Genomic DNA, 12,128 nt, shown 5'->3' on the forward strand with positions numbered 1-12,128 from the left:
GCCTCCCGGACGTGACGGCCCCGTCCGGGGCCGGGAGGGCGTCCTCCCGGCATCCCGGGCGGGGACGGACCGGTCCTGACCTGCGACTTCCCGTGATCGTCTTGTGATCCGAGTCACCGGAGACTAGGAAGAGGCGCCCCCTTTCCTCCCACCTGGAGACGCCTTGCAGCAACGACGCTGGCACCGCGCGACGACGTCGCTCGTCGGTGCGCTGGCCTTCACGGCCGCCCTCTCGGTCACCGCGCCCCCCGCACTCGCCGACCCGCAGAAGGCCGAGCCGGTCTCGGTCTTCCCGTCCGACACCCTCACCGTGCGCGACCCCGCCCAGCTGACCGGGCGGCGGGTGGACCTGCCGACGTCCGGCTGCGGCGCGCCGATCAGCTGCGGCCTGGTCCAGCAGCTCAACCAGCTCGACGGTTTCGACCTGGACCCGCGGCTGGCGATCCGCTTCAGCGAGCCGGTCGACGTGGCCACCGCCGCCGCGCAGATCACGGTCCAGGAGGACCGCGGCGGCTGGCGGACCGGCGTCGACCGCGTCGTGTGGGACCCGGCGACCAGCACGCTCTACGCCCACCCGGCGCAGCAGCTCGCGCCCGGCACGACCTACCGGGTCAAGGTCCAGGGCGGCCCGACCATCAAGGCCGCCCAGGAGACCTTCACCACGTTGTCGGCCACCGACGGGCTGCAGGACCTGCAGCGGCAGATCGACAGCGGCAGCGCCTTCCGCGCCGTCGGGATCGACCGCCCGGGCCTGCAGGTCCAGGGCGTCTTCCCCGCCGCCGGGACGACGGTGAAGTGGGCCACCGACCGCGGCGTCACCGACCCCGCGGCGACCGACGTGCCCGTCCCGACGGCGGCCCTCGGCGGCTCGATCGTCTTCGGCACGTTCCAGGCGCCGTCCTGGCTCACCCCCGACGTCACGATCCCCCAGACGCCGACGCGCGACGGCGGCCCGCGGCCGGTCGAGGCCGAGCGGCTGCCCTTCGTCGCCGTCCTGCCGCCCGGGCAGGCCCCGGCCGGCGGCTGGCCGGTCGCGGTGTTCGGCCACGGGTTCACGAGCTCGACCAACGCCGTGTTCCTCGCAGCCGTGGAGAACGCGAAGAACGGCATCGCCACCATCGGCACGAACGTGGTCGGCCACGGCTTCGGCCCGGACAGCGCCTGGCAGGTGACCAGCGGCGGCACGACGACGACCATCCCCGCCCACGGGCGCGGCATCGACCAGGACCGTGACGGGGACGTCGAGTCCAGCGAGGGCTCCTCGGCCACCGGTGCGGCCGCGGCCCAGTCCTCCCGGGACGCGCTGCGGCAGACCGTCGCGGACAACATGACGCTGATCCGCTCGCTCGGCGGCACCGACGTTGACGGCAACGGGACGCCGGACCTGTCCGGCCGGGGCGTCACCTACTTCGGCCAGAGCTTCGGCGGCATCTACGGCACCATGCTGACCGGCGTCGACCGGGCGGTGACCCGCTCCGTGCTCAACGTCCCCGGCGGTCCGATCAGCGAGATCGCCCGGCTGTCGCCGGCGTTCCGCCCGCTCACGGCGGCTGCGCTCGGTGCGGCCGGCCTGCTCAACGGTGGGGTCGGCGGCTTCACCGAGCAGATGCCGCTGCGCGGTGAGGGTCCGGTGACGCTCACCGCGCCGAAGGCCGCGGACATCCAGGAGTACCTGGCCCGGTCCACCTGGCTCTCCCGTCCGGGCAGCCCGGAGACCTTCGCGCCGCTGATCGACCCGCAGCGGGTGCTCGTCCAGGTGGCCTTCGGCGACCAGACGGTGCCGAACCCGACGTCGTACACGCTCGTCGACGCCGGGCACCTGTGGTCGCGGACCAGCCTCTACCGCAACGACAGGGCGGGGGCGACACGGCTGCCCAACCCGCACTCGTTCCTGCTCGTGGTGACCAACCCGGCCGCCATCCAGGGGCAGGCGCAGGTGGCGGCCTTCCTGGGCCGGGGTGAGGTCATCGACCCCGATGCTGCGGGCGACGTGTGGGAGGTCCCGGTCGTCGACCCGCGGGTCCTGCTCCCGCTCAACTTCTGACGGTCGGCCGACGCACGAGGGGCCCGGGACGGCGATCCGTCCCGGGCCCCTCTCCGTGTGCCGTCAGGCGGCGGCGGCCATGGCGGCCTGCTCCCGGATGAGCCGGCGGCGGACCTTCGGCTCCCCGGTGGTCATCTTCCAGAGCTTGGCCAGCTGCGAGGGCAGGTTGCGGGCGTTCGTGTTCGCCAGCCAGCCGTTCGGCAGCGAGAGCCGGATGATCTTGTGCCAGGCCGAGCCGACCTGCTTCGGCAGCGGCGCCGTGTGGTAGTTCAGGCCGTAACGGTCGAACAGGTCACGGATCTTCGGGGCGATCTCGGCGTACCGGTTGCTCGGCAGGTCCGGGAACAGGTGGTGCTCGATCTGGTGGGACAGGTTCCCGGTCAGGATGTGCATCGCCTTGGAGCCGGAGATGTTGGCCGAGCCGAGCATCTGCCGCAGGTACCACTCGCCGCGGGTCTCGCCGTCGATGGACTTCTTCTCGAAGGTCTCGACGCCCTCGGGGAAGTGCCCGCAGAGGATCACCGAGTTCGACCACAGGTTCCGCACGATGTTGGCGGTGAAGTTCGCGGCCAGGGTGGCCAGGAAGTTCGGGCCCGACAGCAGCGGGTGGATGACGTAGTCCTTGCGCACCTGCCGGCCGATCTTGACCAGCACCTGCTTGGCCCGCCGGCGGAACTCCGGGTCGCCGGTCTGCTTCTTGGCGATGACGGCGCCGAGCTCGAGGTCGTAGGCCGCGATCCCGTACTCGAAGAAGCAGGCGTTGATGAAGCTCCACAGCGGCTGGCCGAGGTACATCGGCGTCCACGGCTGGTCCTCGTCGACGCGCATGATGCCGTAGCCGAGGTCGTTGTCCTTGCCGATCACGTTCGTGTACGTGTGGTGCAGCTCGTTGTGCGAGTGCTTCCACTGCTCGGCCGGGCTGGCCATGTCCCACTCCCACGTCGTGGAGTGGATCTTCGGGTCGCGCATCCAGTCCCACTGCCCGTGGAGGATGTTGTGCCCGATCTCCATGTTCTCGAGGATCTTGGCGATCGACAGGCCGATCGTCCCGGCGATCCAGGCCGGCGGGAAACCCGAGGCCAGCAGCACGGCGCGGCTGCCCAGCTCGATCTTGCGGTGCACGTCGATGACCTTGCGGATGTAGCGCGCGTCGGCCTCGCCGCGGCTGTCCATCACGCCCTGGCGGATCTCGTCGAGCTCCTTGCCGATGAGCTCGACGTCCTCGGGGGTGAGGTGCTCGATCGGGTTGACGTCCTTCTTCTGCAGAGCGGTCATGCGGTGCGTCTCCTCGGGGGTCGAGCGGGTCAGTGGTCGATGTCGCAGGCGCCGGCGGCGGCGCTGATGCAGGTCTGGACGAGGACGCCGTCGCCGGGGGCGGCGGTGGTCACCTCGCCGGTGCGCAGGTCGCGGACGGCGCCCTCCCGCAGCGGGAGCACGCAGCCGTAGCAGATGCCCATGCGGCAGCCGCTGGGCATGAGGACGCCGGCCTCCTCGGCGGCGTCGAGGATCGGGGTGGCGCCGTCGGCCTCGAGCGAGGTGCCCTTCCTGGTGAAGGTGACCGTGCCGCCCTCGCCGGTGACCAGCACCTTGGGGCGGAACCGCTCGGTGTAGAGCCGCTCGGTGAGCCCGGCCGCGGCCCAGTGCTCCTCCAGCGCCTCCAGCATGCCGACCGGGCCGCACGCCCAGGTGTCGCGCTCGGCGAGGTCGGGGACGAGGGCGGCGACGGCCGCGGCGTCGAGCATCCCGGCGGTGTCGGTGTGCTGCTCGACCAGCCGGATCCGGCCGTCGGCGGCGAGCTGCCGCAGCTCGGCGCCGAAGACGACGTCGTCGGGGGTGGGGGCGGAGTGCACGAGCACGACGTCGGTCAGCTCGGGGTGGTTGCGCAGGATGCCCATCACCGGGGTGATGCCGGAGCCGGCGGTGACGAACAGCGCCTTGGCCGGCAGCTGCGCGGGCAGGCAGAAGTCCCCGGTGGCCTGGTCGAGCTGCACGATCGTGCCGGGCCTGGTCCGCCGGACCAGGTGGTTGCTCACCTTGCCGCCGGGGATCGCCTTGACGGTGACGGTGAAGCAGCCGTCGGTGCGGCCGAGGTCGGAGGTGATCGAGTAGGCGCGCCACATCCGGACGCCGTCGACGTCGATGCCGATGCGCACGTACTGACCGGGCAGGTGCGGCTGCCAGTCGGCGCCGGGCCGGATGACCACGGTGGCGGCGTCGCGGGTCTCGGGCACGACCGCCTCGATCCGCCCGCGCAGGTCGGCGCCGGGGCGCAGCGGGTCGACCAGGTCGAGGTAGTCGGCGGGCAGCAGCGGGGTGGTGATGAGTTCGGCGACGCGCAGGACGCGGTCGCGCAGCGCCCTGAGGGCCGGCCGGGCCGGGGAAGGGCGCGGAGCGGTCGCGGTCATGCCCTCACTGTTCCCTGCGGAACGTGTAATCACCTGTGCCCTGGACGTGAACGTTCCGCCGGATACTGTTCGCGGAGGACAATCCGTGTCACGGGGAGGTCACGTGGTCCCCCAGCAGGAGACCTTCGCGCTGCCCGTCGCGGCGGCGATGCGCACCGAGCTGCCGTCGGTCGCCGAGCGGACGGTCGCGGCGATCGTCGTCGAGGTGCCCGGCTACGCCGAGGCCTTCCGCGGGCAGATGGGCCGCAAGATCGAGAACGCCGTCCAGTTGGCCCTCGGCGGCTTCCTCGAGCTCGCCACCGGCGGCGCGGACGCCAGCCGGCCGGTGGACCCGGCGATCGAGGGCGCCTACGCGCTCGGGCGCGGGGAGGCGCGCACCGGCCGGTCGATGGACGCGCTGCTGTCGGCCTACCGGGTCGGCGCCCGGGTGGCCTGGCGGCACCTGAGCGAGACGGCGGTGGCGGCCGGCATGCCCGCCGCGGCGCTGGCCCGCTTCGCCGAGCTGGTGTTCGCCTACATCGACCAGCTCTCGTCGGCGAGTGCCTCCGGGCACGCCGACCAGCTCGCCGCGAGCGGCCGGGTGCGGCGGCGGCACCTGGAACGGCTGGCCGAGCTGCTGGTCACCGGCGCGCCCCCGTACGAGCTGATCACCGCGGCCGAGCGGGCGGACTGGACGCCGCCGCGCACGCTCACCGCCGTCCTGCTGCCCGAGGCCGGCGCCCGTGACGCGACGGCGGTGCTGGACGCGCGCACGCTGCAGGTCGGCGAGGACCTGCCCGGAGCGGAGCCCTCGACCGAGCGGGCGGTGCTGCTGGTGCCCGACGCCGAGGGGTTCGCCCGCGCCTCCCTGCTCACGGTGCTCCCCGGCCGCGACGCCGTCGTGGGGCCGGCGCGGCCGTGGCAGGACGCGCGGTCGTCGTACTCGCGGGCGCTGCGGGCGCTGCAGCTGGGTCTGTCCCCCGACCGCGACGCGACCGTGGACACCGAGCAGCGGCTGGCCGACCTGGTCCTGCGCGCCGACGGCGAGGCGCTGGCCGACCTGCGCGCGCAGGTGCTCGCCCCGCTCGACGGCCTCGGCCCCGGCCCGCGGGAGAAGCTGCTGGAGACGCTGCGCTCGTGGCTGCTGCACCACGGCCGGCGCGAGCAGGTGGCCGCGGAGCTGTTCGTCCACCCGCAGACGGTGCGCTACCGGATGGGGCAGCTGCGGGAGCTGTTCGGGAAGCACCTCGACGACCCGCAGACGGTGCTCGAGCTGACCCTCGCCCTCGGCGCCCGCTGAGGGGTCCCCCCCGGCTATCACGGCGTCCTGACCGCGACACGCCGTCCGGCGATGGTCCCGGCGCCGTGATCGCGGGGAACTGGCACGTCGTCCCCAGGGTGCTCCCAGGCGGTCGGCCGAGGCTCGGGTCCACGGCGGCACCCCGCGCCACCGTGGACCCGAGGAGGCTCCCGTGTACCGCAGCACCGAGACCGTCGGCCGGCACGCCTGGGTGCGCACCCCGCGCCGCCCGCTGCCGCCGGAGCTGACCGCCGACGTCGCCGTGGAGGTGACCGCCGCCGCCCTCGCCGAGGCGCCCGGGGCGACCGTCGAGTGGCTGGAGGTCGACGGCGCGGGCCTGTTCGGGGCGCACCTGCGCGGCGCCGACGGCCGGACGCTCGTCGTCCACCTGGACGCCGACCTGCGGGTGGTCGGCCGGCTGGCCGAGGTCAGCTGACCCGGAGGACGGCGACGAGGAAGTCCGACCCCGCGGTGAACGGGTGCAGGTGCCAGCTCGACAGGAGCAGGTCCGGCTCCAGCCCGGCGGCGCGGGCGTCGTCGAGGAACGCGTCGAAGGGGTAGTCCCGCCCGGCGCCGAAGCCGACCACCGCCCGGCCGCCGTCGGCCAGGTGGGCGCGGAAGCGCCGCAGCACCTCGACCCGCGTGGACGGCGCCAGGAACGTCACCACGTTGCCGGCGCAGACGATCGCGTCGAACCGGTCGGGCAGGTCGAGCTCGGCGAGGTCGCCCACCAGCCAGCGCGCGCCCGGGTGGTCCTCCTGGGCGGCGGCGATCAGCACCGGGTCGACGTCGACCCCGACGACGTCGTGCCCCGCCGCGGCGAGGTGGCCGCCGACCCGGCCCGGACCGCAGCCGGCGTCGAGCACCCGCGACCGCCGCGGCAGCATCGCGTCGACCAGCCGCGCCTCGCCGACGATGTCCATCCCGCCGGCGGCCAGGTCCTTGAACCGCTTGACGTAGGCCGCCGAGTGGCCGGGGTCGGCCCGGGTCATCCGCACCCAGAGGTTCTCGCTCACGGCTCCATCGTCGGGGGCCGCCAGTCCGGCGGGTCGCCCGGGTGCAGCGCGGGGTCGTCGGCGGCCAGGGTCCGCACCGGGCCCGGCGGGGTCAGCGGCCCCTCGAAGCGCACCGTCACCCGGCCCAGCCCGCGGCCCCACACCCAGCCCGGGCCCAGCTCGTCGTGCACGACGTCCTGCCCGGGCCACCACCGCCGGTCGGCCGGGCCGACGACCCGGGCGGCCTGCGCGAGGACGGCGGCGGCCTCCGACTCGTCGGGCGCGTCGGCGTCGTCGTCGGCGAACAGGTCGCCCTGCGCGTACTGGGACAGACCGGAGACGCCGACGCCGAGCAGCCGCAGGCCCCCGCCGGTGCCGGCCTCGACGAGCAGCCGCCGGGCGATCGAGGCCACCTGCCGGGCGTCGTCGGTGGGCTGCGGCAGCGTCTGCGAGCGGGTGAGCGTGGTGAAGTCGTAGCGGCGCAGCTTGAGGGTGACCGTCCGCCCGGACAGCGCCGAGGACCGCAGCCGCGCGCCCACCCGCGTGGCCATCGAGTCGATCAGCCGGTTCAGCTCGGCGAGGTCGGTGAGGTCCCGCTCGAAGGTCTCCTCGTGCGACACCGACTTGGCCTCGCGCTCGGCCACCACCGGCCGGTCGTCCTCGGCCCGCGCCAGCTGGTACAGCCCGCTGCCGTGCGCCCTCCCGGCCAGCGCGACGAGGTCGGGCAGGGACTTGGCGGCCAGCTGGGCCACCGTCGCGACGCCGACCTGCCGCAGCCGCTCCGCCGTCGCCGGGCCCACGCCGCCGAGCCGGGTCACCGGCAGCGGGTGCAGCACGTCCAGCTCCGTGGCGGGCGCGACGACGACGAGGCCGTCGGGCTTCTCGAGGTCGGAGCCGATCTTGGCCATGAGCTTGGAGCTGCCGATGCCCACCGAGCCGGTCACCCCGCCGGTGGCCTCGGCGATGCGGGCCTTGAGCCGGCGGGCCAGCGCGGTGACGCCCTCGACGGACAGGTCGTGCCCGGGACCGGCGGCGAGGTCGACGTAGGCCTCGTCGATCGACACCGGCTCGACCAGGGGCGACAGCTCCCGCAGCAGCTCCATGACGACGTCGGAGGTCCGCCGGTAGGCGCCGAACCGGCCGCCGAGGAACGCCGTCCCCGGCGGGCAGCGGCGCCGCGCCTCCGCCGTCGACATGGCCGAGCGGGCCCCGTACGCGCGGGCCTCGTAGGACGCCGTCGCGACGACGCCGCGCCCGCCGGTGCCGCCGACGACCACCGGCCGGCCCCGCAGCGAGGGCTTGTCGCGCTGCTCGACCGCGGCGAAGAACGCGTCCAGGTCCAGGTGCAGGACGCTCGCCTCCCGCCGCACGCCCCCATCGTCCTACGCCGGGACGACAGGCCCTGGACGCCGGTCCGGCGCAGTCGGATCCTGACCGGCAGGCACCCGACGGGAGGCCGCCGATGACCGCTCGCGACACCTCGACGACGACGCGGGCACGGGCCGGCGGACCGCGGCACGGTGCGCTGGTCGCCTACCGGCTGGCGCTGGCCCTGCTGCTGCTCGCCGTCGTCGTGCAGTTCTTCCTCGCCGGGCTCGGCGCCTTCGGCGGGGGCTTCGACGCCCACGTGACCAACGGCTACCACGTGATCCCCGCGCTGGCCCTCGTGGTCCTCGTCCTGGGTCCGGTGGCGCGCGTGGGTACCCGGGACGTCGTCCTCGGGATCACCGGCTTCCTGCACACGTCGGCGGTCCGCCGGCTCCGTGCGACTCCAGGGGAGGAGCGCCGCTCGGGACGGTCACCGAGCGGGCCCGCCTAGGTCAGCACCCGGGAGGTGAGCGCGGTGGGCGACCACGTCGACGTCGGAGGACATCCGACGTGGGTCGACGTGCGCGGCCGGCCGGTGGGCGACGCGCAGGTCGTTCTCCTGCTGCACGGCGGTCTCTCGAACTGCGACCTGTTGCTCGACGCGCTCGAGCCGACGCTGGCGGCGCGGTACGCGCTCGTGGCGTTCGACCGTCGCGGACACGGCCGGACCGCCGACACGTCCGAGCCCTTCCACTACGAGGACATGGCCACCGAGACGATCCGCGTCCTCGAGCAGGTCGTGGACCGGCCGGCGCACCTCGTCGGCTTCAGCGACGGGGGCATCGTCGCGATCCTGGTCGCCCTGCGCCGCCCCGACCTCGTCCGCCGGCTCGTGCTCATCGGCGCGAACTTCCACGTCGACGGCCTCCGCCCCCTGGAGCTCGGCGAGGACGGACCCCAGGTGACCGCGATCGCCGAGTCCTACGCGCAGCGGTCCCCCGACGGTGCCGAGCACTTCCCGGTCGTCGTGGAGAAGGGGCTGACGTTGATGCGGAGCGAACCGACCCTGTCCACCGCTGACGTCGCCCGGATCGGCGCCCCGACGCTCGTGATGGCCGGTGATGACGACCTCGTCGAGCTGAGCCACACCTGCGCGCTCTACGAGGCACTGCCGGCGGGCGCGCTGGCCGTCGTCCCCGCTGCCTCCCATCTCGTGCCGGTCGAGAAGCCGGACCTGGTCGCCCGGCTCGTCGACGACTTCCTCGGCAGCGCCTGGCCACCCGCGACGATGATGCCGATCGGACGAGCTCGGGAGGCCGCGCCCGCGCAGCCGTGACCGTCCCCCGTCGGCGGCGGTCAGCCCTCCGTGAGCGCGGCGGGCGGCAGCCAGTCGGCGTCGAGCAGCTCGGCGACCTCCTGCAGGGCCGAGGTGTCCGCGCCCGCCGTCGACCCGCTGACCGCCAGCCGCTCGACCATCACCCGTGCCACCTGCTCCTCGACCGTCCCCTCCGCGTAGGCCACCCGCCACGGCGAGACCTGCCCGTCGCGGTGGGTGCGGCCGGTGACCTGGCGGGCCTGGATGCCGGAGAAGCGCGGCTGGTGGAACAACCCGACCCGCGGGGTGGTCGAGGCGGTCGTGCCGCCGGGCAGCAGCTCGCCGGCGTGCAGGCTGATCGAGGCGGTCACGGTGAACACGCACACCGGCGCCTCGCCGGTCTGGAAGCGCAGCCGCTCGGCCTCGACGTCGAACCGGTCGCGGCCGTAGATCGACGCGACGGCGATGCCGGCGTCCAGCAGCGCCTCGCGGATCGGGTCGGCCGCGGTCTCCACGAACTCCACCGACACCGCGACCTGCCGCTCGGCCTCCACCTGGGCCCGCACCCAGTCGACGGTCGCCTGCGCGCGGATCAGCCCCGCCTTCTGCCGGAACCGCAGCAGCGCGGCGCGCCCGCGGGCGCTCTGCCGGGCCCTCCGCGCCAGCTGCATCTCGGCGCGGAACTCCTGCCACTCGGACTCGTAGGCGCACCTCTCGGCCGGGGTGAGCGCGACCGGCGTCCCGGTCACCGACACCGGCCCCCACGGCGCCGGGCGGTGCAGGGTCGCGGGCGGGTCGGCGTCGGCCAGCCAGCCCTGCAGCCGGGCCAGGTCGGCGCGCCGGGCGTCGGCGTCCTCGGTCCACGCCCAGCCGTAGCGGCCGCGTTCCACGTGGAACCCGTGCTCGGCCAGCTTCGCCGGCAGGTCCGCCCAGGCGCGCAGCGGCTCCCCGTGCACCTGGGCGAACTGCGGCGCCAGGTAGGGCAGCTCCATCGGCGTGTGCGCCGGGGTGGCGGTGGCCGCGACGACGAACGGGACGTCCTTCGCTCGGGCGCCGCCCGACACCGCCTTCCAGTGCTTCCAGCGCTGCGTCGTCGTGTGCCGCACCATGTGCGCCTCGTCGGCGACCACCACGTCGAACGAGAGCTTCGCGACCTTCGCCAGCCGGTCCCAGGTGGTGACGCACCACCGCAGGCCGCCGTCGCCGAAGCCGGCGATCGAGCGGGTCCAGTGCGGGACGGTGATCGCGGCCGGGCGGTCGGCGACGACGAGCACCCGCTCGCCGCCGCGCAGCTCGCAGATCTCCCGGGCGGCCATGACCGCGGTGCCGGTCTTGCCGACGCCGGGGTCGTCGCCGAGCAGGAACACCCGGTGCCCGGCCGCGGCGGAGGCGACGACGGCCTCGGCACCGGTGCACTGCTCCTCGCGCGGCACCAGCTGCCGGGCCTCGGGCAGCGGCCGCGGGGTCTCGTTGAGCTCGTCCTCGAGGAAGCGCTCGAAGGTGTACGGCGGCGGGTCGTAGGGCGCCAGCGCCGGCGGCAGCCGCGCGCCGACCCACACGTGCGCCTGCAGCCCGGCGTGCCAGACGGCGCCCGGGGCGGGGGCGCGGAACGGGACGGCCAGCACCCACACCCGCTCACCCGGACCCGCGGTCGGCAGGTCGGGCACCGCGGGCCTGCGGGCCGTCGTCCGGCGCTTCGTCCGGCGCTTGGTCGTGGTGGCGGCGCGACGCCGTCCGGGCATGCTGGGACCTCCCCGTCGTCCCCGGCACGGTAGGTCGCCGTCGCCCGCGGATCTGGTGGAATCGCCGGATGGGGCCGCAGTCTGACGAGGGGTTGGCGACGCGCACCGTCGGCGGGTCCGGCCCGCGGGTGGTGTTCGTCCACGGGCTGTTCGGCCAGGGCAAGAACTGGACGACGGCGGCGAAGGGGCTGGCCGACCGCCACCGGGTGACGCTGCTCGACCTGCCCAACCACGGGCACTCGCCGTGGACCGACCGGGTCGACTACGTGGACATGGCCGGGCTGGTCGCCGCGGAGCTGGAGGCCTTCGGCGAGCCGGTGACGCTGGTCGGGCACTCGATGGGCGGCAAGGTGGCGATGCAGCTGGCGCTGCGCCGGCCGGAGCTGCTGCGGGCGCTGGTCGTCGTCGACATCGCGCCGGTCGAGTACCCGGTGTCCGGCGGCCGCACCGACGACCCCGACGAGGAGGCCTCCCCGTTCGGCGCGTTCATCGCCGCGATGCGGGCGGTGGACCTCGGCGCGCTGCGCACCCGCGAGGACGCCGACCGGGCGCTGCGCGAGGCGGTGCCCAGCACGATGGTGCGGTCGTTCCTGCTGCAGAGCCTGGTCCGCGAGGGGGTGGGCTCGGGCCGCTGGCGGTGGCGGCTGAACCTGGAGACCCTCGAGCGCGACCTCGGCGAGCTGCGCGGCTTCCCCGACCCGCCGCCGGGCGCCACCTTCGACGGCCCGGTGCTGTGGATCGCCGGCGCCGACAGCCACTACGTGCTGCCCGAGGACCGCCCGCGCATGGAGGAGCTGTTCCCGCGCGTCCGGCTGGTCAAGGTCAAGAACGCCGGCCACTGGGTGCACTCGGAGCAGCCCGAGGTCTTCCTCGAGACGCTGCGCCGCTTCCTCGCCGCCGTCGAGGGCTGACGTGGGCACCTCCGCGGAGTTGCGCCGGGGGGGGGGGGGGGGGGGGGGGGGGGGGCGGGGGGGGGGGGGGGGGGGGGGGGGGGGGGGGGGGGGGGGGGGGGGGGGGGGGGGGGGGGGGGGGGGGGGGGG

General features: G+C 75.0%; 11 protein-coding genes. 6 read left to right on the forward strand and 5 right to left on the reverse strand.

The window, feature by feature from the left end; all coding sequences use genetic code 11:
- Positions 1-163 precede the first annotated feature (163 nt).
- Positions 164-2,044 carry an Ig-like domain-containing protein gene (locus ACI8AK_RS19770; protein WP_456957652.1) on the forward strand — a complete coding sequence of 627 codons (1,881 nt, stop codon included), beginning with the start codon at positions 164-166 and terminating at the stop codon, positions 2,042-2,044.
- Between the two features lie 63 nt (positions 2,045-2,107).
- Here ACI8AK_RS19770 and ACI8AK_RS19775 read toward each other — a convergent pair whose 3' ends face one another.
- Complete coding sequence (locus ACI8AK_RS19775; protein ID WP_387988602.1) at positions 2,108-3,319, reverse strand: fatty acid desaturase family protein; 1,212 nt, start codon at positions 3,317-3,319, stop codon at positions 2,108-2,110.
- Between the two features lie 29 nt (positions 3,320-3,348).
- A complete protein-coding gene (locus ACI8AK_RS19780; RefSeq protein WP_456957654.1) occupies positions 3,349-4,449 on the reverse strand; it encodes a ferredoxin reductase in 1,101 nt (366 codons plus the stop codon).
- Positions 4,450-4,552: 103 nt separating this feature from the next.
- Between ACI8AK_RS19780 and ACI8AK_RS19785 the strand changes: the two genes are divergently transcribed.
- Together ACI8AK_RS19785 and ACI8AK_RS19790 are read left to right on the forward strand one after the other, a co-directional pair.
- Complete coding sequence (locus ACI8AK_RS19785; RefSeq protein ID WP_456957656.1) at positions 4,553-5,728, forward strand: PucR family transcriptional regulator; 1,176 nt, start codon at positions 4,553-4,555, stop codon at positions 5,726-5,728.
- Positions 5,729-5,900: 172 nt separating this feature from the next.
- On the forward strand, positions 5,901-6,164 hold the full coding sequence (locus ACI8AK_RS19790) for a hypothetical protein (RefSeq protein WP_456957658.1): 264 nt from the start codon (positions 5,901-5,903) through the stop codon (positions 6,162-6,164).
- On the opposite strand, the gene ACI8AK_RS19795 is transcribed toward ACI8AK_RS19790, so the two are convergent.
- On the reverse strand, positions 6,157-6,744 hold the full coding sequence (locus ACI8AK_RS19795; protein ID WP_387988598.1) for a class I SAM-dependent methyltransferase: 588 nt from the start codon (positions 6,742-6,744) through the stop codon (positions 6,157-6,159). The genes ACI8AK_RS19790 and ACI8AK_RS19795 overlap by 8 nt on opposite strands.
- Positions 6,741-8,093, reverse strand: coding sequence for a DNA polymerase IV (locus ACI8AK_RS19800; RefSeq protein WP_456957660.1), 1,353 nt, complete (start codon positions 8,091-8,093; stop codon positions 6,741-6,743). Before ACI8AK_RS19800 ends, ACI8AK_RS19795 begins: the two co-directional genes overlap by 4 nt.
- Before the next feature lie 92 nt (positions 8,094-8,185).
- Here ACI8AK_RS19800 and ACI8AK_RS19805 point away from each other — a divergent pair, with 92 nt between their 5' ends.
- The gene (locus tag ACI8AK_RS19805) at positions 8,186-8,542 is read left to right on the forward strand and encodes a hypothetical protein (protein WP_387988596.1); all 357 of its coding nucleotides are present in this window, start codon (positions 8,186-8,188) and stop codon (positions 8,540-8,542) included.
- Between the two features lie 24 nt (positions 8,543-8,566).
- Positions 8,567-9,367, forward strand: a complete 801-nt coding sequence (locus ACI8AK_RS19810) for an alpha/beta fold hydrolase (protein WP_387988595.1) — start codon at positions 8,567-8,569, stop codon at positions 9,365-9,367.
- A 20-nt stretch (positions 9,368-9,387) separates the two neighbouring features.
- Here ACI8AK_RS19810 and ACI8AK_RS19815 read toward each other — a convergent pair whose 3' ends face one another.
- The gene (locus tag ACI8AK_RS19815) at positions 9,388-11,088 is read right to left on the reverse strand and encodes a DEAD/DEAH box helicase (protein WP_387988594.1); all 1,701 of its coding nucleotides are present in this window, start codon (positions 11,086-11,088) and stop codon (positions 9,388-9,390) included.
- A gap of 68 nt (positions 11,089-11,156) precedes the next feature.
- Here ACI8AK_RS19815 and ACI8AK_RS19820 point away from each other — a divergent pair, with 68 nt between their 5' ends.
- A complete protein-coding gene (locus ACI8AK_RS19820) occupies positions 11,157-11,999 on the forward strand; it encodes an alpha/beta fold hydrolase (RefSeq protein WP_387988593.1) in 843 nt (280 codons plus the stop codon).
- Positions 12,000-12,128: the final 129 nt, after the last annotated feature.

This window comes from Geodermatophilus sp. SYSU D00867 (genome assembly GCF_054050315.1).